The organism is Bradyrhizobium sp. USDA 4510 (assembly GCF_054059095.1).
Genome location: NZ_JBSSBT010000001.1, coordinates 1,388,455 through 1,413,989, shown reverse-complemented (window position 1 = coordinate 1,413,989; position 25,535 = coordinate 1,388,455). Strand labels below are relative to the sequence as shown.

Sequence of the window (25,535 nt, the reverse complement as noted above, 5' to 3'; positions counted from 1 at the left end):
GCGCGATGCCGGCGAGCGGATGAGATCAAATGTCAGCTTTCGCGGCTCGATTGCGCGACCTGGATATTCTGTTCGCTATTCGGATATTGAAGAAATTGTGAGAAAGGGCACGCGACCCGAAATCACCAAAGCTGTGCTAGTGTGGTGATGCGGTCTATGCGTGTGGCGGACGCCCTGAACAGCGGAAAACCGGTCTGATGGATCGGGCAATCCGCGAAACAGCAATCATCCGATGGTTGGGATTTGATGGTCGAAGACGTACTCGCTGCACCTCCCACGCGATCGGGATCTTCGTTCGAAGAACTCCTTGAAATGCTCCACCCCCACGGGATCAATGCGCATTCCTCGCCGCGGCCTGACGAATCGTTTCGCTGGCATGCGGACATAGCCATCGGCGCGGAACTTGACGTCGTGCGGGCCGATCTGTCGGCCGGTTGGGATTGGCGCTATTCTTACGAGAAATCTGCCGGAGAGCTTGCAATAAGCCTGCTGAATGCCGGCCAGGCCGAAATGCTCATCGCAGGAAAGAGTATCCAGCGGACCCCCTCCGAGATCGCCATCGTGCCCCTTCCGACGATGCAAGCGCAGCGGGTCGAAGCGGTCGATGGACGATACTCAAGCGTCACGCTCACCTTGCATACGGGCGCAGTTACCAAGGTGCTGTCGGCGACGTTCGGGAGCACAGCGCTGGAAGATCTCAATCTGACGCCGATCGTCGACTTGTCGACCGGCGTTGGACAGACCCTTCTTCAGCTTGTCCGCACGAGCACCACCGGTCTGTATGACGGGATCCTGGTACGCTCTCCGAAAGCCAGCGCGCTGCTATCGGAAGCAGCCATACAGCTCATCCTTGAGAACGTTCCTCATCGGTTGACGGACCGGTTGAGCCGCCACCCGCGGGATGCGCCGCCGCGCTACATCAGGCGTGCGGTCGAGTATATGCGGGCCAATCCGCATCTGCCGCTGACGATCTCGGATATTGCCGCAACGGTTGGGGTCAGCAGCCGGTTGCTGCAATTGGGCTTCCGCAAAATTCACGGCACGACGCCGGTCGCCTATTTGCGGCAAATTCGGCTGGAGGCCATCCACGACGAACTGTCGCGACCGGAGAACATGCTCCCGGTCAGCGAAGTTGCCCTGAAGTGGGGCTTTACGCATATGGGCCGTTTCGCTGCGGTGTACCGCTCGGCCTTCGGCCTGTATCCGTCCGATACGGTCCGGCGCGCGCGAGGTTTCTTAAGCTAGGCAGGCGGTTGTCGAGCCAGGCTGCGGCGGATCAGCAAATAGCCGTCCCAGACACCTTGTCGAACAAGTGCGTTCGCTCGAGATCGAGCGCGACGTCGATGACATGATCCGGCTCCGCGGCGACGCCGACCGGCATTTGCGCCGTGAACGCGAATGGGCCGACGGTCCCGATCACCAGAGTGTGCGGCCCGAGCGGCTCCACGTCTTTCACAAGGATTCGGACGGAAGAGCCTGTCGATGCGTCTTGCCGCAACACATGGTCGGGCCGGACGCCGAGCACCACGGGCTTGCCGACGCTGCCGGCATAGGCCGCCTCGCGTGACTTCGGCACTCTCAACGCAGTGCCCGACGGCTCGGTGAAAATGAGCGCGCCGTCGCGGGCGACGAGCTCGCCATGGATGAAATTCATGCTGGGCGCGCCCATGAAGCCGGCGACGAAGAGATTGCTGGGCTTCTCGTAGATCGTGATCGGATCGGCCGCCTGCTCGATGCGGCCGCGGTTCATCACCACGACGCGGTCGGCCATGGTCATGGCTTCGACCTGGTCGTGGGTGACATAGACGATCGTCTTGGCGAGACGGCGGTGCAGCGCCTTGATCTCGGTCCGCATCTCGATGCGGAGCTTGGCGTCGAGATTGGACAATGGCTCGTCGAACAGAAACACATCCGGGCTGCGCACGATGGCGCGGCCGATCGCCACGCGCTGGCGCTGCCCGCCCGAGAGCTGTTTGGGCCGGCGCTGCAGATATTGTTCGAGGTCAAGCACGCGCGCCACGTCGCTGACGGCCTTCTCGATGCTGGCGCGCGATTCGCCCCGCACCTTCATGCCGTAGCCGATGTTCTCTCCGACCGTCATATGCGGATAGAGCGCGTAGTTCTGGAACACCATCGCGCAATTGCGCAAGCCAGGACGCAATTGCGTCACGTCGCGATTGCCGATGCGGATGGTTCCGCTCGTCACCGCCTCCAGTCCTGCGATCATGCGCAACGTCGTCGTCTTGCCGCAGCCGGACGGGCCGACAAGCACGACAAACTCCTCGTCGGCCACGTTGAGGTCGAGCCCTTCAATGATCTTGTAGGGCCCGTATGCCTTGCTGACATTCTCGATCTCGACGTGCGCCATGGATTCCTTTTCCGTCCCTTCATCGACGGCAAGTAAAGTCCCGGACGATGCTCGCGCATCATCCGGGGACGTCTCACTGGAAAGCTAGTTCTTCGGCGGAAGGCCCATCGCCGCGCGATAGGCCGCGAGCTGCTTGGCCCGGCCGAACTCGTCGGTCAGCCGATTCCACTCCTTGGCCATCGCGTCGAGCGCCGCCTGCGGCGTGGTCTGGCCGGCCAGCGCCTTGCCGAGCTCGATCTCGACCACCTCGGTGTAAGAGAAGTAACCGGGCAGACGCATGTCGAGCGCGACGTTCTTGGCATTGATGGAGTCCGATTGCGCGCCGAGATATTCCTTGGCCTCTTCCGGCGAGAAGATCTTGCTCCACAGTTGCAGATTGGCCGTGTGCGATTTGCGATAGGGATTGACGCCGCTGCCGCCGGTGATCGCCGCCTGGCCCGACACTTCAGGACTTGTCAGTGTCTTGACGAAATCCCACGCCGCCTTCTGGTTCTTGCCGGCCTTCGGCACCGCGATCTGCCAGCCGCCGAATGCCATGAACGGGCCCGGAAGCACGCTCGGGAACTTGTCCCACTTCTTGGTCTTGGCGTTCCAGATCTCGTCCGAACCGGGTAGCATCGCCGAACCGACCTTGCCCGAGATCTTCGATTGCTTCGGGTCGGCGGCGATGACGCCGGTGTCGCCCCAGCCGATCGATTCCGCAACCTGGCCGCCGGCCACGGCAGCGTTCACCTCACCGAACGAGAAATTCAGCGCGTTGGGCGGCCCGAGCTTCGATGCCCTGATGTATTCCTCGAGCCCCTTCACCCAGCCCGGATTGTTGATCTGCGCGTCCATCGTCTCGGGATCGAAGAACATCGCGCCCGGATAGTTCGGATTGTTGGTGTAGGCCGCCGCATGGCTGAAGAAGAACCAGAACTGCTGACCGCCGCGGCGGAAGGCTTCCGCCGTTCCCCACAGCCCCTTGTCGGGCCGCTGGAAGAACTCGGCAATGTCGAGATACTGCTTCCAGGTCTTCGGCGGCGCGAGGTCGTAGCCGTATTTGGCCTTGAAGGCGTCCTTCTCCTTGGGATCGCTGAACAGGTCGGTGCGGTAGGTATAGGTGTGGACGTCGCCATCCATCGACTGCGAGTAGATCTTGCCCTCCCACACCATCAGCCGTTCGCGATAGGCCGGCTCGATATCGTCCCAGTCCTTGCCGGACTGCATCTCCCTCGGCATCTCGCTGAGATAGGGCACGAAGTCCGGCAGCCACGCCGGCGCGAAGCTGACGAGGTCGAACGTCGCGTCCGACGCCGTCAGCGATGTCGCGATCTTCGGATAGAGCTCGGACCACGGGAATTCGACGACATTGACCTTGCCGCAGGTCTTCCTGGCCCATTCGTCCGCGCCGAGCTTGAGCGCAGAGGCGATATACGGCCCGGTCTGCGACGCCACCGTCAGGGTGACGCCGGTATAGTCCGGGCTGCAGGCAGCATTCGCCTGGCTCGCGGCACAGGCCATCGCGAGCGAGGTGGTCAGCATCAGGAACGTCCGTCGCAACATCGTCTAGTCCTCCCTACAAGGTTTTTTGCTATTTGATGGCCCCGAGCAGCAGGCCCGACCGCATCATCCGGCTGAGCAGGCCCGCCATGATCATCATGGGAACGATGGCGACGAGCGCCGCAGCCGATATCGCCCACCATTCGTCGCCGCGCTGGCTGTTCTGTCCCGCCACCAGGATCGGCAGCGTCTGCCATCTGGAATTGGTCAGGAACAGCGCGAACAGAAACTCGTTCCAGACGAAGGCCAGCGTGATCATGAACGTCGCCAGCAGCCCGTTCATCGACATCGGCACCACGATGCCGAAGAAGATGCGCCAGCTCGGCACATTGTCGACCATCGCCGCCTCCTCGACCTCGATCGGCACAGCCTCGAAGAAGTCGCGCATCAGCCAGACGACGATCGGCAGCGAGAAGGCGACGTAGCAGAGCGTCAGGCCGACAAAGCTGTCGATCAGCTGGAAGCCCAGCCGCCCGATCTCGCTGTAGAGCAGATACAGCGCGAAGGCGGTGACGATGGGCGGGAACATGCGCTGGCTGACGAACCAGAACAGGATGTCCTCATTGCCGAGGATCGGTCCGGGCAGCGGCAGGCGGTTGGCGGCGACGGCCACGATCAGCGCGATCGGAAAGGCCAGCAACAGGGCCTGCGGGCGGGTGAACCCGAACGTCGTGTTGAACAGCAGGTAGCCGCCGAGCGCGAGCAGGAAGAACGCGAGGCCCGCGCCGAAGCGGACCTTGAATTCGAAGCGCACCAGCGCATAGGCCGCCATCGCGCCAATCGCCGTGGCGATCGCTGCCGCGGATAGGCCAACGATGGTCGAGTTCAGGAAGGTCCGGAAGAACTCGCCGCGGATGCCCTGATAGAGATCGATGAAGGGCTGCAAGGTCGGCGTGAAGTCGATGAACGGCAGATAGGTCGGCCCGCCGACGACGCCGGGCGGCGTCTTGAATGCGGTCACCACCACCCAATAGAGCGGAAACACCGTGATCAGGCACCAGATGAGAACGCCGGCCGCGACCAGGCGGCGGCGCCATGGCGACAGTCCCGTCAAGCCCTGGCCGCTCATCGGCGCTTCTCCAGATGCGGCCGCAGCAGCGCCAGATAAGTCACGCCGATGATCGTGATCGCGATCAGGAACAGGAAACTGAGCGCCGATGTGTAGCCGAGATTGAACTTCTTGAAGCCTTCCTGATAGGCGAACAGCGTCAGTGTCTCGGTGTCGACGCCCGGCCCGCCGCCGGTCATCACGAACACCGTGTCCATGATCTTATAGCTCTCGATCAGGCGGATGAAGACGACGGCGGCCGAGATCGGCAGCATCATCGGAAAGGTAATGCCCCAGAACTGCTGCCAGGCGCTGGCATTCTCGAGCTCAGCGGCCTCGTAGACATCTTCGGGAAGCGTTTGCAGCCCGGCTAGCATCATCAGGATGACGAACGGGGTCCACTGCCAGACCTCGACCGCGATGATGCAGGCGAGTGCCCAATGTCCATTGGTAAGGAACGGCAGGTTGACCAGGCCGAACTTCGACAGGAACTGATTGAGCGGTCCCATCGTCGGATTGAAGATCATGCGCGCCACCAGCGCGACCGCGACGGGCGCCAGCAGCATCGGCAGCAGCAGGGCGACGCGGAACAGCCGCTCACCCGGCACCCGCGCATTCAGCGCCAGCGCGACGCCGAACCCGATCGCGTATTGCAACCCGACCGCGATCAGCGCAATCAGCGTCGTGGTGAAGAGCGCATTCCAGAACCGCGGCTCCTGCAACAACGCCGCATAATTGCCAAGCCAGACGACGCGCGGCGGGATCGGCGGAATCAGGCGGTAGCTGAGCAAGCTCGTGGTCAGCGAATAGATCAGCGGAAAGATCGAGATCGCCAGCACGACGAGCACCGCCGGCCAGATGAAGACATGCTTGATCGGATCATTCCGCATCATCGCAGCATCATCCCCTCAGCAGCGCTTCGATCTCCACGCGCCGCGGCATCGCGGGCGCGGTGCCCGGCCGGGTCACCGAGATTCCCGCCGTGGCCGAACCGAACCGCGCGGCCTCGAGCGGATCGACGCCGTCCGCGAGCGCCGCCGCGAAGCCGCCGACGAATGCATCGCCCGCGCCGGTGGTTTCGACGACCTTGCCGGACGCGAAGGGCGGCACGTGCAGCGAGCGATCCCGCGCATGGAATAGAGCGCCGCGTTCGCCGAGGGTGATCAGCGCGGTCCCGGCGCCTTTGGCCAACAGGGCGTCGCCGGCGCGGCGGGCGCCGGCGAGGTCGCCCACCGCGATGCCTGTGAGCGCTTCGGCCTCGGTCTCGTTGGGAACGACATAATCGCACAGCGCAAACAGGCCATCGTCGAATTGGATCGCCGGTGCCGGATTGAACACCGTGATGCTGCCGGCGGCGCGCGCAATCTCGAGCCCGCGCCGCGCTGCATCGACCGGCTGCTCGAGCTGCGTCACGAACACGCGGCTGTCGCGGATCGCGTCCGCCACCGCGTCGACATCGGCCGGGCCGATACCGCCCGCTGCACCCGGCACCACGATGATGGCGTTGTCGCCGCGCGTCTCATGGACATAGATAAACGCCGCGCCGGTCGGCGCATCCGCGGTCCTCGCCACGCGCGGCCGGATTCCCTCGGCCTCCCAGGTCCTGATCGCAAGCTCGCCGAAGGCGTCGCTGCCGATCCGCGAGATGAAGCTCACGCCGGCGCCGGCCCGCGCGGCCGCGACAGCCTGGTTGGATCCCTTGCCGCCGGGCCCCATCGCGAATCCCGAACCGGCGATCGTCTCGCCGATCGCCGGCATGTTGCCGGCGCGGAACGCCAAGTCGACGACGAAGACGCCGAGGACGGCGACGCCACTCTTGCTCATCTCGTCACTCCCCGTCCGGCCCGATCACGCCCTTGCTGAACAGGAAGCAGCCATAGAAGCGCCGCTCGCCCGTCGCGATCACGCAATAGGCCGTCTTGGCCTTCTCATAGAAAGCGTGGCGCTCGACGCCGACCAGCGGCCAGGACCGTCCCTCCGCGCGATCGATCGCGGTCTGCACCTCGCGCTGCACGGGTGGCACTTCCTGAGCCTGGCCGACAATCTCCATGCGGCTGGCCGCATCGTCGACGAAGGTGTCGAGCGGCATCACCGAGAGGATCGCCTCAACCGCCCTGGCCGCGTTGACATTGTCGATGCGCAGCAACCGGCCGAGAACCGTCTGGCGCGCGATCGAGTCGGCCGGAAAATTGGTGTCGCACACCACCAGACGATCACCATGCCCCATCGCCCGCAGGGCGTAGAGTACGTCGGCATTGAGCAGTGGATCGATGCCCTTGAGCATGTTGCGTCCTTCCCTTGTGTTCAAACTCGCCGGACTCTGACGGTCCGAACCCCATCGATATCACCGCGAGGTGACGTCGCTAGTCACCGTACGGAATCCAGATGTTCTTCACCTGCACCGCGTGGCGGAGCAGGATCGGGCCCTCGCTCGCGGCCTTGTCGTACCAATCGAGCGCGAGGCCATGATCGACCAGAGTCCGCTTGAGATTGCCGGTCGACAGCCGCTCGGCGGCCGCTGAGGCGTCCTGCGATCCGAATGCCCAGAGCGCGTCGACATCGTCGTGCTCGGCAAGCACCTTGACCAGTTCGCTGTGATCGCCGGTGACGATGTTGACCACGCCGCCCGGCACGTCCGAGGTCTCGAGCACCTGGTAGAAGTCGGTCGCGGCGAGCGGATGCCGCTCGCTCGGCACGGCGACGACCCGGTTGCCCATCGCAACTAGCGGCGCCACCAGGCTGATGAAGGCGAGCAGCGGCGCCTCGTCGGGACAGGCGACGCCGACCACGCCGATCGGCTCATGCATCGCGAGCGCCACGCCGCGCAGCGGCGGTGCGTGGACGGATCCTTCGAATTTGTCGGCCCAGGCGCCATAGCTGAACAACCGCTCGATGCTCGCATCGACTTCCGTGCGCGCCTTCGCAGCCGACACGCCGGTCATCTCGGCGATGCGCCGGGCGAATTCGTCGCCGCGCGCGGAAAGATTCTCGGCAAGGTAGTAGAGGATCTGGGCGCGATTATGCGCCGTCGCCCGCGCCCAGGACTCGGCGGAGCGCGCCGCGGCCACCGCATTGCGGATATCCTTGCGATTGCCCTCGCCTGCCTCGCCGAGGCGCCGGCCCTTCGGCGAGAGCACCGGGCGCGAATAATTGCCGTCCGGGCGCACCTGCTTGCCGCCGACGAACAGTTTTGCCGTCCGATCGATTGGCGGCACATCGAATCCGGCACTTGCGCCAAAAGCCGTCGGCAGCGTCGATGCCTTGGCCCGCGCCTTGCGCCCGCTCCAGGCCTTCGGCTTGAGATACTCGTACATGCCTTCACGGCCGCCCTCGCGGCCGAAGCCGGACTCGCGATAGCCGCCGAAGCCGACGCTGGCGTCGAACAGATTGGTGGCGTTGACCCAGACCACGCCGGCCAAGAGCTTCGGCGCGATATCGAGCGCCAGACCGATCGTCTCGCTCCACACGCTGGCGGCAAGGCCGTAGCGCGTGTTGTTGGCGAGCATCACGGCCTCGTCAGGGGTGCGGAACGTCATCGCCACCAGAACAGGGCCGAAGATTTCTTCGGTCGCAACCGTCGAGGATGGATGCACGTTCCAGAGCAAGGTCGGCGGATAGAAACATCCTTCCGCCGGGATGGTACCGGACGCCTGATATTTCTCGGCGCCTTCCTTCACCCCGGTCTCGACCAGCGACTTGATCCGTTCGAGTTGTACCGGTGCGACCACCGCGCCCATGTCGATCGCCTTGTCGAGCGGCATGCCGACGCGAAGCGTCTCCATGCGGCGGATCAGGCGCCGGCGGAAAGTCTCCGCGATCCCCTCCTGCAGCAGCAGCCGCGAACCGGCGCAGCAGACCTGGCCCTGGTTGAACCAGATGGCATCGACCACGCCTTCCACCGCGCCGTCGATATCGGCATCGTCGAACACGATGAACGGCGACTTGCCGCCAAGCTCGAGTGTCAGCGATTTGCCGGTGCCCGCGGTCGACTGGCGGATCAGCCGTCCGACCTCGGTCGAGCCGGTGAACGCGATCTTGTCGACGCCGGGACTTTCGACCAGCAGCGCGCCGGTGGCACCGTCGCCGGTCACGACGTTCAGCACGCCCGGCGGCAGGCCGGCTTCGGCCGAAAGTTCGGCGAACAGCAGCGCGGTGAGCGAGGTGAACTCCGCCGGCTTCAGCACCACCGTATTGCCCGCGGCCAGCGCCGGCGCGATCTTCCACGCCAGCATCAGCAGCGGAAAATTCCACGGAACGATCTGCCCGATCACGCCAACCGGCACCTGATCGGTGAATTCGCGCTCCTGCAGCTGCGCCCAGCCGGCGTGATAGAGGAAATGGCGCGCAGCGAGCGGCACGTCGAGATCGCGGGTTTCCCGGATCGGCTTGCCGTTGTCGATCGCCTCCAGCACGGCGAACAGCCGGGCGTGACGCTGCAGCATGCGCGCCAACGCATAGAGATGACGGGCGCGGCCGTGGCCGCCAAGCTTCGCCCACGCTGTCTGCGCGGTGCGCGCGGCGCTGACCGCCGCCTCGATATCGGCGGCGGCGCCCTGCGCGATGCGCGCCAGCGTCTTGCCGGTGGCGGGCTCGGTCGTCGTGAGGCGTTTGCCGGCATGCGGCGCCGTGAACTTGCCGGCGATGAAATGCCCGAAGGTGGCGCCATGCCGCGCCAGCCAGGCGCGTGCCTCGCCGTCCGCCTCCGGCGCGGGGCCATACTCCATGGTCTCGAAATAGCTTGCGACGCTCATCGCTGGAGTCTCATCCCACAGGGTGGCGGTTGAAAGCCGAGTAGTGGCCGGTCACGTGATGCTCGAGCTGCCGCTCGATATCGGCGAGCAGGCTGGAGGCGCCGATACGGAACAGGTCCGGCTCGAGCCAGTCGCGGCCCAGTTCCTCCTTCATCAGGAACTGATAGTTGAGCACGTCCTTTGCCGTCGAGATTCCGCCGGCCGGCTTGAAGCCGATCTGGTAGCCGGTACGCTCCTGATAGACGCGGATCATCCGCAGCATCGCGAGCGTCACCGGCAGCGTCGCGTTGACGCCTTCCTTGCCGGTGGAGGTCTTGATGAAATCGGCGCCGGCCATCATGCAGACCATCGACGCCTTGGCGACATTGCGCAGCGTCTTGAGATCGCCGGTGGCCAGGATCGTCTTCAGATGCGCGTCGCCGCAGGCGGCGCGGAAATCCTGCACCTCGGCGTAAAGCGCCCGCCAATCGCCGGTCAGCACATGCTCGCGCGTGATGACGATGTCGATCTCCTGCGCGCCGTCGCGGACCGACGCTTCGATCTCCTTCAGCTTCAGATCGTGCGGCACGAGGCCTGCGGGAAATCCGGTCGAGACCGCGGCGACCGGAATGTCCGATCCGCTGAGCGCTTCGACGGCCGTCGCCACGAACCGATGGTAGACACAGACCGCGCCGGTATGCAGCTCACGGCCGGCAAAGCCGAGCCGCTCGAGAAGGTCGCCGCGCACCGGCGCTTTGGCCTTGGCGCAGAGGCGCTTCACCCGTTCGGTCGTATCGTCGCCATTGAGCGTCGTCAGGTCGATGCAGGTGATCGCCTTGAGAAGCCACGCCGCCTGCGCGTCCTTCTTGACCGTGCGCCGGCCCGGCAGGCTCGCAACGCGGCGTTCGGCGGCCGACAGATTGATCCTGATCTCGTCGACCCAATCCATCTCGAGCGCGCGGCCGCTGTTGCGCGGGAGCTGATGCCCGCCGCCCGGGGAAGGCGACTGCGCGGCCAATGGGGACGGATTCTGCATGAAGACGCTCTGCGTCATGGAGGCGCCGTGCGTCCTAGCGAATCGACGAGATCGCCAGATAGACTGAATGTGTCGATCGCAACATGTGATCCTCCCCTGACCTTGCCGCGGGGTTTGCCGACTGCCTGAGGACGACATCGTCCCCGACCTTCGATCAGCCCGCCGGACTGGATGTTATTATTGTAACAAATCGACGTTGATAAACTCACAACATTGTAAGATCATTGTCAATCGGATAAGCAAGCCCGGCGATCAAAATGGCTGAAACATCGAACGCACGACCAAGCGAGACGCGCGTGCAGCGCCTGCAGAGGCTGCGCCGCGCCGTCGAATCGAGCGGCACGCTGCATCTGAAGGACGCCGCCGAGCTCCTCAAGGTTTCCGAAATGACGGTCCGGCGCGATCTCGCCGGGCCGGACGCCGCGCTGGCGCTGCTCGGCGGCTACGTCGTCAATGCGGCGTCGCCGACCGGGGTCAAGTACACGTTCGAGCAGGAGATCGATCAGCACACCCAGGACAAGCGCCTGGCCTGCCGGTCTGCCGCGGCCTCGATCAAGGAAGGCGATACGATCTTCATCGATTGCGGCACGACGATGCAGTCGCTGGCGGACTGCCTACCGGAGGACCTGCCGCTTTCGGTGATCTGCTATTCGATGAACGTGGCGTCGATCGTCACGCGACGGCCGGCCACGCAGGTGATGCTGATGGGCGGCCTCTACCATCCGTCGTCGCAGTCCTTTGCGTCGGACGACGGCCTATCCTATCTGCGGCGGCTCGGCATCAACAAGGCCTTCATCTCCGCGGGCGGCGTGCACTGGACCCGCGGCGCGAGCTGCTCGAATTTTCACGAGGTCGCCGTCAAGCAGGCCGTCATCGAGACCGCGATGGAAAGCATCCTGGTGATCGACGCCAGCAAGCTCGGCAGCCTCAAGTCGGCGTTCTTCTCCGATATCGGCGCGTTCTCGCGCATCATCGTCGGCGGCGCGGCGTCAGCGGACATGCGCAAGCACTTCCGTAGCCTTCCCGTCGAGTACGTGACCAGCGCAACCTGATCCGAGCGGGGGCTGGCACGCCCGGATCAGGCTGCTCACGATGCGCGGGCTCGCGGGACCACGCATCGCACTCCTGCGGCTCAGTTGCAGGCAGGCTTCGCCTTGTTGCAGGCGTCGGTCAGCTCCGGCGGCGGCTCCTTCTTGAACACCGTCTTGTAGGATTCCAACACGTTGGACTGCGTCACCGGCAGCGACTGCACACCGATCCAGCCCGGCGTTTCCTTGCCGAGCAGCGCGTTCATCATGGCCATCGCTTCGGCGACACCCTGGTCATAGGGGCGCTGCGATCCGGTCGCCTTCAGCGGGCCACCCTTGGCGATCTCGATCGCCGATTGCAGGCCGAGATCGACGGTGGCGACCGGAATGTCGATGCCCTGCGCGCGCATCGAGCTCAACGTATCGAGCGCCGGCTGGTCCCAGACCGCGAACAGGCCCTTGATATCCGGATTGCCGGTGAGGAAGTCGCCCGCGATCTGCGACACCTTCGGCGGGTCGGTGAAGTCGACCTGCTTCATCTTGATGTCGGGACGATTCTTCTGCATCCACTCACGGACGCCCTTGGTGCGCTCGTTGGTGCTGAAATAATCGACGCCGAAATTGACGAGGCCGATGGTGCCGCCCTGCGCGACGCAGGACGCCAGGATCTGGGCCGCGATCAGGCCGTTGCCCTGGCTATCCGCCGAGATCATGGAGGCATATTCCTCCGGATGCTTCAGGCCGGTCGGGATGCTGTCCATCAGCACGAGCTTGATGCCGGCCTTGGCGATCTTCTTGTAGGTCGGTGCGGTCGCCGTGAAATCGACCGGGATCGAGATGATGCCATCCGGATGCTGCTGGATGGTGTTCTCGATATCGGCGATCTGCTTGTCGACCTGATATTCGGCGGACGCGACGCCGGTGACGGTCACACCGTACTTCTTCAGCGTATCGGTGATGCCCTGGATCTGCAGTTGCGCCCAGTCGAGATTGACGGTCTGCATGGAGATGCCGACCTTGAAATGCTTCTCCCTGATCTTGGCGGCATCGGCGTCCGACAGCGCCAGCACTTCGGGCGAGGCGGCCTTCTCGCCGTGCGGCCCCTGACCGACGATCGATTTCGGTCCAAGCGTCGCGAGATCGACGCCCTTGACGCAGGTTGCAGGCACTTCGGCGCGAGCCGAGGCGGCGATCGAAATGGCCGTCGCCGCGATCAACGCGGTCAGCGGCAGGGTTTGTCGCAAGATCGGCTTCATTGTTTCCTCCCGTTTTGGTCGCCGATTGACCGGAGGCCGGCGACCTTGCCCCTACCCTTGCAACGCCTGACCTTGCGGCCCATGCGCTGCACCGTCGTGCTCTAGCGTTTCGTGAAGGCGACCGCGGCCACGATGATCGCTCCCTTGATGACGAGCTGCAGCGGCGAGCTGACGCCGAGCAGCACGAGGCCGTTGTTGAGTGTGCCGATGATGAGGCTGCCGAACAGCGTCCCCAGGATGTAGCCGCGCCCGCCGAACAGGCTGCAACCACCGAGGATCACGGCGGCGATGACGTCGAGTTCCATGCCCTGCACGACGTCGGGCCGCGCGGCGTGCGAGCGCGCGGACAGCACCAGCGCCGCAAGCCCGGCGAGCGCGCCGGTCAGCACAAAGGCCGCGGTCGTTACCCATTTGGTGTTGATACCGGAATACAGCGCCGCGGTCGGATTGCCGCCGACCGCATAGATGCGGCGGCCGAACACGTTATAGTGCAGCAGCAGGATGCCGACGATCATCGCCGCCAGCGTCCAGGCGATCGGAACCGGTATGCCCAGGAACGAGCCTTCGCCGAAGATCGCAAAGTACGTCTCGTTGGTGATGATGACAGGCTTGGTATTGGTTACCATCATCGCCAAACCGCGCGCCATGCTCAGTGAACCCAGCGTCACCAGGAACGACGGGATCGAGAGCTGCGTGGTCAGGATGCCGTTGAGCAGCCCGACCAGCGCGCCGGTGCCGAGCCCGGCAACAGAGCCTACGATCCAGCTATTGTTGATCTGACTCATCGCGAGCGCCGCGGCCATGCCCGACAGCGCCAATGTCGATGCGACCGACAGATCGATCTGGCGCGCGATGATTACAAAGGTCATGCCGACCGCGATGATCGAGACCAGCGTGGTCTGGCGTCCGATGTTCAGGAAATTGTCGACCGACAGGAACCAGGGCGAGGACAGGCTGAACACGACCAGCAGCACCACGAAGGCGATGTACAGCATGTAGGGCCGCTCACCCCGCAGCAGATTCTGCAGCAGCTTGCGGCGTCGATCGGATCGGGTCGACGAGGCGACGAGGTTGGGCGCGGTCAGTTCGGTCATGCGGGCAGCTCTTGCAATACGCCTTGTTCGGAAGCCTGGTAGATCTGCAGCAGATGATGGAGCTCTTCGGCATCATCGATCTCCCCGCGCAGCAGCGTTCGCGCCACGCGTCCATCGACGATCACGGAGATGCGGTCGCAGAGCTCGATCAGTTCGACGAGGTCCGACGAGACCACCAGGACGCCGGTGCCGTCGCGAGCGGCATTGCGGATCACGCCGTAGATCTCCTCGCGCGCGCCGACGTCGACGCCGACCGCCGGCTCGTCGAGCAGCAGAACGCGCGGCCGCGGATCATTCCATTTTCCGAACACGACCTTCTGCTGGTTGCCGCCGGACAATGTCCTGACCAGGCTCGAAGCGCCTTGCGCCTTCACCGACAGCCTCGCCACCGCAGCGTCGGCACGCCGGGCGGCGGCGCGCTGCTGCATGAAGCCCCAGCGCGAGAAATGCGGAATCCGCGGCAAGGTGATGTTGCGCTCGATCGAATGATCCAGCACCAGGCCCTGCAGATGCCGGTCTTCCGGCACCAGCGCGACGCCATGGTCGATCGCATCGGCCGGGCTCCTCGGCAGCCAAGGCCGACCGTCGATCTGGCATGTGCCGCTGTCGACCGGCCGAAGGCCGAAGATGGTCTCCAGAATCTCGGTGCGTCCGCTGCCTATCAATCCGGCAAGGCCGTGGATCTCACCCTTCATCACGGACAGTTCGACGGCCGACAGGCGATCGTTCGACACGCGCGACAGCGACAGAACCGGCGACGGATCGAATGAACGCGCAACTGCAGGTTCAGCGCGCGACGCCGCGGGCGCCAATCGATCGGTGCCGATGATGGAGTTCACCAGCCGCTTCATGTCGGTCTCGGCGGTGACGAACGTGCCGGCATTGGCGCCGTCGCGGAGCACCGTGACACGCTGCGAGATCTCGAACACCTCGTTGAGCCGATGCGTCACATAGATCACGCCGACGCCGCGGCGCGTCGCCTTGCCGATCGCGTCGAACAGGATACGAACTTCATCCGAAGTCAGGGACGATGTCGGTTCATCGAGGATCAACAGGCGCACCTCGCCCATCAGTGCCTTGGCGATCTCGGTCATCTGGCGGTAGGCGAACGGCAGCGAGCCGACTGCTGCCTTGGTATCGAGGGGAATGCCGAGCTCGCTCAGGAACGCCCCGGCCCTGGCCATCAGTTCGCGCTTGCGGACAAAGCCGAACCGCGTACGCGGCTCGCGGCCGAGCAACAGATTGTCGGCGACGCTCAGCGACTCGACGAGACTGAGGTCCTGATAGACGACGGCGATGCCTGCCTCGCGCGATCTAGCCGGACTGTCGAACGTAGCTGGTTTGCCGGCGATCTCGATCGTGCCGCTGTCGGCCGCGTGGACACCACTAAGGATCTTGATCAGCGTGGACTTGCCGGCCCCGTTCTCGCCCAGCAGCGCGTGCACCTCGCCGGCCCGGACCTCGAGGTTGACGTCGCGCAACGCCCGCACGCCGCCGAAGCGTTTGTTGATGCCACCGACCATCAACAGCGCCGTCGACGGCCGAGGCTCGGCTGCGATCGAACCGGACAATTCCAAATTTTCCTCCCGTCGACCGCGCGCGGCGCTGGTACGATGGTGACATATTGTTATTTTTGCAACTTATCTTGTTATAATTCTATCACATCGGCCGACCTGTCAATGGGAGATCGCGCCAGCGGGCGCTCGAATTGAAGGCGGCAATCGGATCCTGCACCGCCATACGTGCGGCCGGCCTCCGCCAAGCACGATGGCAGCCGGAAGGTTGTGCTAAGCTGCAATTGCTCTCTTCATCAAAAACCAACTCCGGTGAATCACGATGAAACTGAGTGCTGCGATTGCCATCGCCCTGATCTCGTCTTGCCTGCCCGCCGCGGCGCAGCAAGCCGGTGCCGATCTCTACGCGCAACGCTGTGCGCAATGTCACGACAGCAGCAACGCGGCTGTTCGCGCGCCGAGCCGCACCGCGCTGCAATCCAGATCGTTCGACGAGGTGCTTGGTGCGATCACCACGGGCCCGATGGCATCCTTCGCGCAGGGACTGGCCAGCGACGAGCGGGCGGCGATCGCCTCACTCGTCACCGGAAAGGCCGCGTCGCTCGTGCCAACCGAGAGCGCAGGCCAATGCGCGCAGAACGAGACCGGCTTTCCGCAGCCGATCGATGGGCCGCGGTGGAACGGTTGGGGCACGGATATCAACAACAGCCGGTTTCAGCCGGCGGCAATGGCCGGCCTCGCGCAAGACCAGGTCCCGCGGCTGCGTCTGAAATGGGCGTTCGGATTTCCTGACACGTCGAACGCCAACGCGCAGCCGGCCGTCGTCGGTGGCTTGCTGTTCGTCGGTGGCGGCGACCGCAAGGTCCACGCCCTCGACGCCAAAACCGGCTGCACGCGCTGGGAGTTTCCGACCGAGGCGCCGGTGCGGACGGCCATCAGCTTTGCCCCACTGGACAACGACCAGTCTGCCATCTTCTTTGGCGATGTGCGCGCCAACGTCTACGCCCTGAATGCCGCGACCGGCAAGCTGATCTGGAAGAGCAAGGTCGACGATCATGTGGCCGCCCGGATTACCGGTGCGCCAGTGTTCTATTCCGGCGTCGTCTATGTCGGGGTTTCATCGATCGAGGAGGCTATCGGGTCTCGTCCCACCTACCAGTGCTGTACGTTTCGCGGCAGCGTCGTTGCGCTGAAGGCCGAGACCGGTGCGCAGATCTGGAAGGCCTATACGATTCCCGAGGCACCGCATCCGACACGGGCGAACGCCCTCGGGACCCAGCTGTTCGGTCCGGCCGGCGCGTCGGTCTGGTCCGCGCCGACGATCGACGTGCAGCGCCAGGCGCTCTATGTCGCGACCTCGAACAGCTATGCCGATCCGGCAACCGACACCAGCGATGCCATCCTCGCGTTCGATCTCGCGACCGGCCGAATGCTTTGGCACCAACAGGCCACACCGAAGGACAGCTTCGTCGTTGCGTGTTTCGGCACCGATCAGAGCAATTGTCCGGAAGACCGCGGCCCCGACCATGATTTCGGCCAATCACCGATCCTGGTGAGCCTGCGTAACGGACAGCGCGTGCTGGTGATCGGCCAGAAATCCGGCGTGGTCCACGCGCTCGATCCCGACCACGAGGGCAAGATCCTGTGGCAGACGCGGATCGGCAAGGGTGGCGCGTTGGGCGGGACCGAATGGGGTTCCGCCGCCGACCAGGACCGAATCTATGTCGCCAATTCGGACGTACGATTTCTCAGGGACGGCACGCGACGTCTGAATTCAAGCGAAGGTGGCGGCCTGTTCGGGCTCGATCTTGCGACCGGAAGGATCGCGATGCAGGTGGCGCCGGTGGCCTGTGGCGACCGCCCCCAGTGTAGCCCCGCTCTCTCCGCGGCGGTCACCGCCATTCCCGGCGTCGTGTTCTCGGGCGGCGTGAGCGGCTTCCTGCGCGCCTACGCGACCGATGACGCACGGCTGCTCTGGGAAATCGACACCGCCCGCGACTACGCCACGGTCAACGGCGTTGCGGCCCATGGCGGCGCCATGGACGGACCCGGCCCGGTCGTCGTCGACGGCATGCTGTACGTCAATTCCGGCTACGCGCAATGGAGCGGCCTGCCCGGCAACGTTCTGCTGGCCTTTGAGGTCGGCAACCCCTGACGGGTATTTGCGCCGGCAAGCTGAGCACTACTCGCGGCGGGCTATTCGTGCTTTGATGTCGGACAGGATCAGCCGAGAGGTCCGAAGGGAGACCGTGTGGTGCTTGGTGACGTGCTACGCATTTTCACGTCAGGGGCCGCTTCCCTCGCGCGCTCCAATGGTCCCGAATCGCCGATATCAGGGACCGGCGTCCCGAAATCGACCGACATGGCAGCCGCGCTTCAAATCGATGCGCATGTCGTTGCGCACGAAAAACACAGAAACTATAAGTGCTTGAAAGAATGGTCGGAGTGGCAGGATTCGAACCTGCGACCCCTGCGTCCCGAACGTAAGCAGCACCCGAAAAAATCAACAAAAACAATGAAGGCCGATCCTGATTGACCACTGTTATCGCTGTTTGTTCACTGTGTTTCGGTGGTCAATCGGTGGTTGGCGAAGTCTAATCCCGGACACCAGACCCGCGCACGAGTCTGCCGGGATCACCAGCAGCACAAACGATCAAAAGCATTTGTGGGGAGATACCGGGCGAGAAGCCGGCGGCGATTTGCCTGACCGCCAATCTGAAGCCGCGCTGCGCCCTCCTAGGGCAGTGGCCGCACCAGCAGACGCCCCCGACACGGTCATCGGGCGCGTCGGGGCCGCATTCCAAGCTCGCGCCGTCGGGCGCGCTGACAACGGAAGCAAGAAAGATGACTTCCAGCGTTGCCCCCCGTTCCGCGCCTAAGCAGAACCATTAGGGATTACCCCCGCCCTCGGCTCGCCGAAAATGATAAAAAAAACTCAGGCAATGCCCTTCGCTATCTCGCGCATTTTCATGCTGCGATGCCATACAATAACGGTAGCGGCCTTGGCGCGGGGAACGCCAAGGCCGCTCTAAACTCCCGGTCGGGGGGCAACCTATCGCGGGAGCCTATGATGACTCCCGGCATTGCCCCTTGTTCCTGGTGCGTCACCCCACCCGCAGATTTTCGGCGGATGTTTTTCCGCGATTGTCCTTCGCTTCGTAGCTGACTTTCGCGCCCTCGTTTAGGCTGCTTAGCCCAGCCCTTTCGACCGCAGAAATGTGCACAAAAACATCCTTGCCTCCGTCATCGGGCTGGATGAATCCGTAACCCTTCGTCGGGTTGAACCATTTCACAGTACCTGTAGCCACAGACAAAACTCCCTTTGGTCCTAATGCGGGAAACCTAAGCGCTGAGCGTCAGGTCCCGCAAGGATAAAGACCGAAACAGCCGTTAGCAAATCAGCAACCAAACCGGCTCACGCTTCTCTGTGGGACGGGACCGATTGGGGAATTCGCACGGTCACGTTTCGGGAGGAACTGGCGCACGGGCCCTGGCGCCGGCTCTTCTTCCTTAACCGTGTGCTAACGAGACAACGGTCAATCGGTCCACGGGCCTGCTAGTCTACGGATACTGGGGATTTCAGGGCCAGGGCTGGAAGAACAGGGCGCCGCCGGGATGCTGCATTTCAAGCCCGGCGGCTAGTTTCCTTGGGAGGTTAATCGGGGCTGGTGTCATTCGAGCCGCAGAGAAAGCGCCGGCAGCGGCTTATTGCCCTGCTCGCAACCTGTTCGCCCCTTGAGCGGTAGAGCCGGCGTTGAGGCATCCGCGGCAGTCCGGTCCATGAAGTGGATCAGATTAACGCCTGATGACCACTCCACATAACCAACTGCTGCAAAGGCAACTGCTCCCACGATGAGAACACTGAGCACTGAAGCGGCGGCTGCTGACGGCAAGCTTTGGCTGCTGAAAAACGGCATCACGATTCTCCGCCACCGAGTCGCCACCGGTTTGTGCGTGTATTAGGCCGATTAGCGATGATCGAGTGTGAACGGCCTCACATATCACGCGCACTTGATGCCGGTGCGTTCGGCTTCACGTCATTGGCCCGTGGCACAGCCCTGCAGTTTGCTTGGTGCTGGGGATTTCAGCGTCCCAGTTCAGGAAGGAAACGCCGCCGGGCGTGTATTTTTGAGACCGGCGGCGTCATTTCCGAGACAGGTTTTAATTAGATCCAGTCGGCCACCCAATCAGGCAGACGATCCGGAAGCGGCCTGTCGAGAAGGCCGGCGACCAGCACGGCGAGCGCCACGCCTTCGATGGCACCCTCGGCGAACTCGCCTTCCCTTCCCATTCGAAAAGAAAGACCGACAAAAGCTTGTCACCTTTCGGTGCGCGCTCACCGCCTGGGCCGGATTCTGATTAATGGAACAGCAACGTCGTTTGCATAAGATGCAGTTCATTCGCTGCAGGACGCTCGAAAATGACCGAGTACGTCATCAGGGTATTGGGCTTCGCCAGTAGCTCGTGTTTGCCGATCGGCGAAGCATCGCTTTTTGCGCCGACGAAGATGAGGCGGTGAAAGCCATGACTGAACATAGCGCGCGCCGCCGTCGACCACTCAAAACAATGGAAATTGCGCCAAGGGAAAACCCGCCGGCGTGAACTGGCGGGCTGAATGATTTATCTTCGTGATTCGATCACCAGGTGCCTTAATTGAGATTGCAGGCAGCCGTGTTGGTTGGAGCTAAGCTCGTCTCGCGGGAAAACGCCAATTCCGCCGCCGCTCGCACTTCGTTGGGCGATGAGGGGCGGCCAGATCCAATGGCTTTTCAGTTGCGTGGTGCGTGCTGATCGAGCGCTGATCATTGCGCGCCGTAAACAATGCGGACATTTGGCCCGTCGACTTCCGTCATGACTGTGCCCGCATAAAATTCCGGTCGCCCGACAGGAAGACGATTGGGCAATTCGTCTCTTCTGACACAGCCTACTCCTGTAGCGGGAGGATTACCCGTACCTTCCTGGTACAGCTGGTGCGCACGCTGGCCTAGGTGGCTCGCGGGCATCCCCTCTTCGGCTTGGACATATCGACCACCGCCTTGTTCGACTTGTATCGAGTGGCACGCGTTGTTTTGCATTTAACGAGCGATCGAGATAATTCGTCAAAAGTATCGAAGCGCTCTATGTTTTGGGCCGCCCGAGATTCTTCGGAGACCCGAAACCAAGGGCCATTAAACAACAGCGATGCCGACGGCAGCAGAAGATAATCGAGGGGCGATTGGTTATTTTCGTCCAGTCTCAAAATAATCACCCACCCCTCTAGCCGGCGCACGCGATTACGCATCATCCAGCGTACCACTCGGCCCCCATATTTGCACCATCTGGCGACCCGAAAGCTGACGTTCTCAGCCCTATTCAACCTCAAACACTTGGCTGAGCGATCAAGTCTAGCAAACGAGCCTGCCCGCTTGAGGGCAACACGAAGACGAGCTGCATTTTGAAGATGAAATTCGACCCATTGCTTGTACGCGGCGAGTTTGTCCCAATAGTGTTGATTGCCCGTGTAGCCAATCAGTCGATAAACGTTTTTAAGCGTGCCGAAATGAACCGAAAACGAGGTGACTGAGGGCATGCCGGGGCACTCGTTGATAATCCTTGAACTCAGCTTACCCTTCTTCATCAGCAGCTTTCGAAGCCTCAGCAGCATTTCCTCCTCTGGGATTTTGATGAGCCGCCGTGCCGCCATAACCTTCTGCACGCGCAGGAACACGTTTCGCTCGACAGTAGGCTCGATGATGCCTTCCTTCCTGATCCAGAGGGACTGTGGGTTACGCGCTCTCTTTGTCTCTAGCTTTTCCGTCGTGCGATTGTAAATGAAAGTACCGATATATGCTTCGTTTCGAAGAAGATCACGTATCGCATTCTTGCACCACGGAGCGCCTCGGCTATTTACAATGCCTCGCCGATTGAGTTCGCGCGCGATACCTCTTGGCGATTTTCCACTCAAATACTGCTCGTAGATCCATCTCACGACCTTGGTCTGAGCCGGCGTTCCCCGGCAAAGTCGTACGCGATCTGACGCCAGAAATTTGCGCTCGCCCCGACCAAGAAATCCCTTTGGAGTTGAGTGTTCGTCTACGACCAGTCGCTGCAATCCATAGGGAACTGAGCCGCCCATCTTGAAGCCTAGCCCCGCCAACCGCAAAGCTCCCGCATGGACCTTACCTGAAAGCTCCCGGCTGTACTCCGCCGCCATCACCCGCTTGATATTTTTGACAATGCTCGACAGAAGGCTGCCATCATTGTCGAATTGCTCAGCGCAATAGGCTACCTTGATGCCTGCCTTCCGACAGAGGAATTCATAGTGCGCGCTCTCGTCGACGTCTTGAAACCGTCCCCAGCGACTAACATCCAGGATCAGCAGGTGACCGAAGTCAGCTTCGCCAGACTGGACGTCACGGATCAGCGCGGTCAAACCGGCTCGCTTCTCGATTTTAAGACCGCTTTCGCCATCGTCGCGGTAGGTGCGAACGAGTGTGAGCCCATGAATGGCGGCGTAAGCTGCGATAACAGCCGCTTGGTTTTCAGTCGAGTATTTCTGGAGGTCAGTGGACATTCGGACGTATTGTGCCGCCCGATGTATCTTCTGTGCTTGAGGTAGATGGTCCTTGCGCACAATGAGCGAGTTGGCCATTGCGCTCCTCCCGAAATGACGATTATCTGCATCATCTCATTCAAGCCATTGAGCGATCACAAAACTAGGACCGCAGCTCGCGCCACACAAGCGATATGGTTGCCTTTGTAGCACCAACCAGATGTGAATTTCCGCGGCTGCCGCGCGGGTTTCGAAGCATGTTCAGCAGGCGCGATCGCAGAGGATAGCGGCCCCAAAAAAGCTGCGCCGTGATTCTCGAAATATCGTGTCCTGGCCGGTCGGCCTAGCCGAACAGGAAGCCTAACAGCGGCTGCAGCGAAAGGTGCGCGCTAACGTGCCCCACGATCGAGGCCGCAAGGCCAAGGCGCCAATAGAGATTGCCCCAGAGCAAGCCGCCGCACCCATGAAGCGCCACTTCGCGAACCCAACTCAGGGGCGTCGGATCAAGAGTCATCAGATACGACAGATAATATAGGGGATAGGCCACCAAGGCAGCCCTGAGGATCGCGCCCCAGTAGCACCATAACCGCGGGCGACCGGCGGCGATCGCGAAGAGCCAGATTAACGCGGACATCACGATCAGGCGGAAGATCACCTCCTCGAATACAGCACGCGCCGAGAAAGGTATGATCAGGACCGTCGCTGAGTAACAAGCACCAGCGCGGCCTGCTCTGGCGGAATGACTGTACGGAAGGCCAGTCCATCCGCAATCGCCATGTAGGCGCCGAACACCATGCCGACTCAACGAGAGCCATCGTGATCGGCCGCCGGCAACCGTGCGGCAATATCTGTAGGCCGAGAGCGCTCCACTGCATTTCTATTTCAGACCCCCAGCAATCGACGCTAGCAAACTCCTACAACCGCCAATTTCGTCCCAAGACGAAAAGCCGCTCGGGACCGCGTGAGCGAAGGCAGAAGCTCCGAAGTTTGCCGTTGAACTGACGCCCGGATAATTTCCGCCGTAGAACGCATGCCAGCCTCCGGTTCAGGGGATCGAAGAGAAATCGATGCCATTTGAGCCGGTTGCGGGATTGGCCGAGACATCATTATTCCAGTTGCCAGCATTGATTCTTAACCACGCATGCTGGACGTCGAGATCCCCGGCTACGCCGACAATGTCACCATTGCCCGCTTACTTTTACGCAAGCTCACGTCGGCAATAAGACCGCATAGAGCTCGAGGCGATCGACAAGTGGATCGAGAAGCAGGCCGATGAGCCTTCCCGCCTCGAGGCGATCCGCAGGCTGCTCTAGATCGCGTCGACGTCGTCAACCGCAGTGCGGCCCAAGACTGAAAGCCAACGCCAGCGCGCTCGCGACATGGCCGGCAAAGCAATCGACAAAGTTGCGGACAGCACTGCCAGTTCGGAGGAGCAAGCCGACCGCAAGCGCCGGCTCGTCAAGGGCCCCGAGGAATTCCAAAAGGTACGACGCGATCAAGACGGCGGGAGTCACGTTGGAGAACTGACGGACAAGCGGTATGTGCAGCTCAAGGAGATTCCTCCTGTCGGAGTTCCGGCGCGACATCGCGAGTACCGTGCAGCACCGCACGATCTCGACGCGACGAGTCCCTGGAGCGTATCGCACGGTCGCGAACACGCCCTCGATGGGTTAGTCTGCAAGATGCACCTTGACGCCCGCCGCGCAGCCCTGGCGATGACTCCCAATCTGGGTAATCTGCATATGCTTCGCTCGCATTCACCTATACCAATGTCTATTCGAGCCAGCCACGAAGATGATTGTCATAACGCACGCACGCAATCAATCTGGCTTTATGGATATGTACACTCAAGCTTACCCCTTATGCGAGGAGGCGCAGGAGCGCACATCTGACTTTGGTGCAGCTACCACCTTATATTCCCGTTTGATCGATGACCTCAGTCAGTTGAATTTTGCAGACGCGGATGACCGTCGGGCATTCCCTCCGACCCTACACAGCGTATTGGCAAGGCATGGGCTATTCGGGCTCACGACACCAACAGAGCACGGTGGGTTAGCCCTTCCTTTGCAAGAGGCCATCGACCTCATCTCCGCGACTGCATCCTTCGATGTCTCTGCTGCCTCTACCCTCGTGATCCATAACTTTCTGGCCCTGCCCTGCATCGAAGCGGCACCGCACATCCCTGAACAAAGGCAGGTCATGTGGGGCGCAACACGCGGCGATCTTTGCGCTTTCGCTTTAACAGAGCCTGGAGCTGGCTCTGCCCCGCGACATATAGAAGCGTCGGCCTTCATGCATGAAGATAGAGTTCGCATCTCTGGCCGCAAAATCTGGATCGGCCTCGCTGACTGGGCTCGTTGGATCGTTTGTTTTGCGCGAGCCGCTGGTCCCAATGCAAAAGGACGGGTCGTTGGCGTTCTAGTTGATAGGCAGGCTCCGGGCCTAAAGGTCACGCACGAGCATCGCACACTCGGTCTGCGCGGTATTATTCAAAACACCCTAGAGTTCCACGATGTCGAGCTGCCGAGCGCTTACGTGCTCTCTCGCGATCAAGACGGCTGGGGAGCAGCAGCATCTAGTATGAACCGCGGGCGCATCGGTGTGGCTGCTATGGGTCTTGGAGCCCTTGAGCGCGCTATTCAGGTCGCAGCCTCATATGCAAGCCGTCGTCGACTAGGCAAGCTGCGCATGATCGAGAACAGCTATATCGAGCAATCATTTGGACAGATGGTACTCCGACGGGAAGTCGTGAAGGCAATGCTGGGTGCATCCTGCCGACTTGTCTCAGCGCAGGGCGCACCGAACGTCCACCTTGCGTCAGCAACGAAGGTTTTGTCCTCGGAGTGGTGCGGCCTCGTTGCCGATCAATGCGTCCAACTGTTAGGTGGCCGCGGTTACGATGAGGGGACTCCTGTAGCTAAAATCTATCGAGACGCTCGCATTCTCCGCATCTTCGAGGGGCCGACTGAGACGCTCCTATCACATCTCGGCCGCTGCCTTCTCTCTCGAGCCACACGTGACGAAATAGCTGATCTTTTTCTGTCTCTTGATGCGGCACCATTCCACGCTGCTGCAATTGAGGAACTCTCTGGACTCAATGAGACAGATGGCGCCGTACTAATCTATGCGGGTTGGCTCACCACATTAGGACTGGCACAAGCCGTCATGTCTACTGGTTCGTTCTCGGCCTCAGATTGTCTCGCGGCTGAGCTCGTCAGTTCCGAATTGAACACCCTCCGTACTCGCAAGCCGGCAAGGCTATCTTTCGAAGGCCGTACTCGCGCTAGCAGGACTCTGAATACTTTCCTTCACGACGCAGCTTCTTCCATCCGTTCACCAGTCCTTACAGACGATTACCTCAGATTGGTACAGTATGTTTGAGACCCC

22 protein-coding genes are annotated in these 25,535 nt (G+C 62.3%); 5 read left to right on the top strand and 17 right to left on the bottom strand.

Annotation, left to right across the window (positions count from 1 at the left end; translation table 11 throughout):
- Window positions 1-246: 246 nt before the first annotated feature.
- Complete coding sequence (locus ACVMDN_RS06240) at window positions 247-1,245, top strand: helix-turn-helix transcriptional regulator (protein ID WP_229192253.1); 999 nt, start codon at window positions 247-249, stop codon at window positions 1,243-1,245.
- A 31-nt stretch (window positions 1,246-1,276) separates the two neighbouring features.
- Here ACVMDN_RS06240 and ACVMDN_RS06235 read toward each other — a convergent pair whose 3' ends face one another.
- The 8 genes from ACVMDN_RS06235 to deoC all read right to left on the bottom strand — a co-directional run bounded on the left by ACVMDN_RS06235 (window position 1,277) and on the right by deoC (window position 10,724).
- The gene (locus ACVMDN_RS06235; protein ID WP_076829077.1) at window positions 1,277-2,368 is read right to left on the bottom strand and encodes an ABC transporter ATP-binding protein; all 1,092 of its coding nucleotides are present in this window, start codon (window positions 2,366-2,368) and stop codon (window positions 1,277-1,279) included.
- Window positions 2,369-2,452: 84 nt separating this feature from the next.
- Window positions 2,453-3,892 (bottom strand): extracellular solute-binding protein, encoded by a 1,440-nt coding sequence (locus tag ACVMDN_RS06230; RefSeq protein ID WP_307720397.1) that lies wholly within the window; start codon window positions 3,890-3,892, stop codon window positions 2,453-2,455.
- 49 nt (window positions 3,893-3,941) lie between these two features.
- Window positions 3,942-4,979 carry a carbohydrate ABC transporter permease gene (locus ACVMDN_RS06225; protein ID WP_057018873.1) on the bottom strand — a complete coding sequence of 346 codons (1,038 nt, stop codon included), beginning with the start codon at window positions 4,977-4,979 and terminating at the stop codon, window positions 3,942-3,944.
- A complete protein-coding gene (locus tag ACVMDN_RS06220) occupies window positions 4,976-5,851 on the bottom strand; it encodes a carbohydrate ABC transporter permease (protein WP_057018874.1) in 876 nt (291 codons plus the stop codon). Before ACVMDN_RS06220 ends, ACVMDN_RS06225 begins: the two co-directional genes overlap by 4 nt.
- 7 nt (window positions 5,852-5,858) lie before the next feature.
- Entirely contained in the window at window positions 5,859-6,782 is a 924-nt protein-coding gene (locus tag ACVMDN_RS06215) for a ribokinase (protein ID WP_076829081.1), read from the bottom strand.
- Between the two features lie 4 nt (window positions 6,783-6,786).
- Window positions 6,787-7,242: an RbsD/FucU family protein gene (locus tag ACVMDN_RS06210; protein ID WP_057018876.1), complete on the bottom strand. Its 456-nt coding sequence runs from the start codon at window positions 7,240-7,242 to the stop codon at window positions 6,787-6,789.
- 79 nt (window positions 7,243-7,321) lie between these two features.
- Window positions 7,322-9,709: an aldehyde dehydrogenase family protein gene (locus tag ACVMDN_RS06205; RefSeq protein WP_076829082.1), complete on the bottom strand. Its 2,388-nt coding sequence runs from the start codon at window positions 9,707-9,709 to the stop codon at window positions 7,322-7,324.
- A 10-nt stretch (window positions 9,710-9,719) separates the two neighbouring features.
- Window positions 9,720-10,724, bottom strand: coding sequence for a deoxyribose-phosphate aldolase (gene deoC / locus ACVMDN_RS06200; RefSeq protein ID WP_076829160.1), 1,005 nt, complete (start codon window positions 10,722-10,724; stop codon window positions 9,720-9,722).
- Between the two features lie 257 nt (window positions 10,725-10,981).
- Here deoC and ACVMDN_RS06195 point away from each other — a divergent pair, with 257 nt between their 5' ends.
- Window positions 10,982-11,776: a DeoR/GlpR family DNA-binding transcription regulator gene (locus ACVMDN_RS06195; RefSeq protein ID WP_057018878.1), complete on the top strand. Its 795-nt coding sequence runs from the start codon at window positions 10,982-10,984 to the stop codon at window positions 11,774-11,776.
- 80 nt (window positions 11,777-11,856) lie between these two features.
- Here ACVMDN_RS06195 and ACVMDN_RS06190 read toward each other — a convergent pair whose 3' ends face one another.
- The 3 genes from ACVMDN_RS06190 to ACVMDN_RS06180 form a co-directional block, all read right to left on the bottom strand.
- A complete protein-coding gene (locus ACVMDN_RS06190; RefSeq protein WP_057018879.1) occupies window positions 11,857-13,008 on the bottom strand; it encodes a substrate-binding domain-containing protein in 1,152 nt (383 codons plus the stop codon).
- 101 nt (window positions 13,009-13,109) lie between these two features.
- The gene (locus ACVMDN_RS06185) at window positions 13,110-14,102 is read right to left on the bottom strand and encodes an ABC transporter permease (protein ID WP_076829084.1); all 993 of its coding nucleotides are present in this window, start codon (window positions 14,100-14,102) and stop codon (window positions 13,110-13,112) included.
- Complete coding sequence (locus ACVMDN_RS06180; protein WP_168858450.1) at window positions 14,099-15,679, bottom strand: sugar ABC transporter ATP-binding protein; 1,581 nt, start codon at window positions 15,677-15,679, stop codon at window positions 14,099-14,101. The genes ACVMDN_RS06185 and ACVMDN_RS06180 overlap by 4 nt, the downstream gene beginning before the upstream one ends.
- A gap of 259 nt (window positions 15,680-15,938) precedes the next feature.
- On the opposite strand from ACVMDN_RS06180, the gene ACVMDN_RS06175 reads away from it, so the two are divergent.
- Window positions 15,939-17,771 carry an outer membrane protein assembly factor BamB family protein gene (locus ACVMDN_RS06175; protein WP_076829086.1) on the top strand — a complete coding sequence of 611 codons (1,833 nt, stop codon included), beginning with the start codon at window positions 15,939-15,941 and terminating at the stop codon, window positions 17,769-17,771.
- A gap of 99 nt (window positions 17,772-17,870) precedes the next feature.
- Window positions 17,871-18,152 carry a hypothetical protein gene (locus ACVMDN_RS06170; protein WP_456835471.1) on the top strand — a complete coding sequence of 94 codons (282 nt, stop codon included), beginning with the start codon at window positions 17,871-17,873 and terminating at the stop codon, window positions 18,150-18,152.
- Window positions 18,153-18,720: 568 nt separating this feature from the next.
- On the opposite strand, the gene ACVMDN_RS06165 is transcribed toward ACVMDN_RS06170, so the two are convergent.
- The 6 genes from ACVMDN_RS06165 to ACVMDN_RS06140 all read right to left on the bottom strand — a co-directional run bounded on the left by ACVMDN_RS06165 (window position 18,721) and on the right by ACVMDN_RS06140 (window position 22,803).
- Window positions 18,721-18,924 (bottom strand): cold-shock protein, encoded by a 204-nt coding sequence (locus ACVMDN_RS06165; RefSeq protein WP_028336518.1) that lies wholly within the window; start codon window positions 18,922-18,924, stop codon window positions 18,721-18,723.
- Window positions 18,925-19,287: 363 nt separating this feature from the next.
- Window positions 19,288-19,533 carry a hypothetical protein gene (locus ACVMDN_RS06160; protein WP_141341663.1) on the bottom strand — a complete coding sequence of 82 codons (246 nt, stop codon included), beginning with the start codon at window positions 19,531-19,533 and terminating at the stop codon, window positions 19,288-19,290.
- Between the two features lie 248 nt (window positions 19,534-19,781).
- Window positions 19,782-19,907: a hypothetical protein gene (locus tag ACVMDN_RS06155; RefSeq protein ID WP_256558511.1), complete on the bottom strand. Its 126-nt coding sequence runs from the start codon at window positions 19,905-19,907 to the stop codon at window positions 19,782-19,784.
- A 68-nt stretch (window positions 19,908-19,975) separates the two neighbouring features.
- The gene (locus ACVMDN_RS06150) at window positions 19,976-20,152 is read right to left on the bottom strand and encodes a hypothetical protein (protein ID WP_176731384.1); all 177 of its coding nucleotides are present in this window, start codon (window positions 20,150-20,152) and stop codon (window positions 19,976-19,978) included.
- 448 nt (window positions 20,153-20,600) lie between these two features.
- Window positions 20,601-22,247 carry a recombinase family protein gene (locus ACVMDN_RS06145; RefSeq protein WP_456835472.1) on the bottom strand — a complete coding sequence of 549 codons (1,647 nt, stop codon included), beginning with the start codon at window positions 22,245-22,247 and terminating at the stop codon, window positions 20,601-20,603.
- 244 nt (window positions 22,248-22,491) lie between these two features.
- Window positions 22,492-22,803, bottom strand: a complete 312-nt coding sequence (locus ACVMDN_RS06140; protein WP_456835473.1) for a hypothetical protein — start codon at window positions 22,801-22,803, stop codon at window positions 22,492-22,494.
- Window positions 22,804-23,942: 1,139 nt separating this feature from the next.
- Here ACVMDN_RS06140 and ACVMDN_RS06135 point away from each other — a divergent pair.
- A complete protein-coding gene (locus tag ACVMDN_RS06135; protein ID WP_456835474.1) occupies window positions 23,943-25,529 on the top strand; it encodes an acyl-CoA dehydrogenase family protein in 1,587 nt (528 codons plus the stop codon).
- Window positions 25,530-25,535: the final 6 nt, after the last annotated feature.

Bases quoted from the DNA above. Each gene is read 5' to 3' on its own strand.
- ACVMDN_RS06240 (WP_229192253.1), top strand. From the start codon at position 247: ATGGTCGAAGACGTACTCGCTGCACCTCCCACGCGATCGGGATCTTCG.
- ACVMDN_RS06235 (WP_076829077.1), bottom strand. From the start codon at position 2,368: ATGGCGCACGTCGAGATCGAGAATGTCAGCAAGGCATACGGGCCCTAC.
- ACVMDN_RS06230 (WP_307720397.1), bottom strand. From the start codon at position 3,892: ATGCTGACCACCTCGCTCGCGATGGCCTGTGCCGCGAGCCAGGCGAAT.
- ACVMDN_RS06225 (WP_057018873.1), bottom strand. From the start codon at position 4,979: ATGAGCGGCCAGGGCTTGACGGGACTGTCGCCATGGCGCCGCCGCCTG.
- ACVMDN_RS06220 (WP_057018874.1), bottom strand. From the start codon at position 5,851: ATGATGCGGAATGATCCGATCAAGCATGTCTTCATCTGGCCGGCGGTG.
- ACVMDN_RS06215 (WP_076829081.1), bottom strand. From the start codon at position 6,782: ATGAGCAAGAGTGGCGTCGCCGTCCTCGGCGTCTTCGTCGTCGACTTG.
- ACVMDN_RS06210 (WP_057018876.1), bottom strand. From the start codon at position 7,242: ATGCTCAAGGGCATCGATCCACTGCTCAATGCCGACGTACTCTACGCC.
- ACVMDN_RS06205 (WP_076829082.1), bottom strand. From the start codon at position 9,709: ATGAGCGTCGCAAGCTATTTCGAGACCATGGAGTATGGCCCCGCGCCG.
- deoC (WP_076829160.1), bottom strand. From the start codon at position 10,724: ATGCAGAATCCGTCCCCATTGGCCGCGCAGTCGCCTTCCCCGGGCGGC.
- ACVMDN_RS06195 (WP_057018878.1), top strand. From the start codon at position 10,982: ATGGCTGAAACATCGAACGCACGACCAAGCGAGACGCGCGTGCAGCGC.
- ACVMDN_RS06190 (WP_057018879.1), bottom strand. From the start codon at position 13,008: ATGAAGCCGATCTTGCGACAAACCCTGCCGCTGACCGCGTTGATCGCG.
- ACVMDN_RS06185 (WP_076829084.1), bottom strand. From the start codon at position 14,102: ATGACCGAACTGACCGCGCCCAACCTCGTCGCCTCGTCGACCCGATCC.
- ACVMDN_RS06175 (WP_076829086.1), top strand. From the start codon at position 15,939: ATGAAACTGAGTGCTGCGATTGCCATCGCCCTGATCTCGTCTTGCCTG.
- ACVMDN_RS06160 (WP_141341663.1), bottom strand. From the start codon at position 19,533: ATGCCGTTTTTCAGCAGCCAAAGCTTGCCGTCAGCAGCCGCCGCTTCA.
- ACVMDN_RS06155 (WP_256558511.1), bottom strand. From the start codon at position 19,907: ATGGGAAGGGAAGGCGAGTTCGCCGAGGGTGCCATCGAAGGCGTGGCG.
- ACVMDN_RS06150 (WP_176731384.1), bottom strand. From the start codon at position 20,152: ATGTTCAGTCATGGCTTTCACCGCCTCATCTTCGTCGGCGCAAAAAGC.
- ACVMDN_RS06145 (WP_456835472.1), bottom strand. From the start codon at position 22,247: ATGGCCAACTCGCTCATTGTGCGCAAGGACCATCTACCTCAAGCACAG.
- ACVMDN_RS06135 (WP_456835474.1), top strand. From the start codon at position 23,943: ATGATTGTCATAACGCACGCACGCAATCAATCTGGCTTTATGGATATG.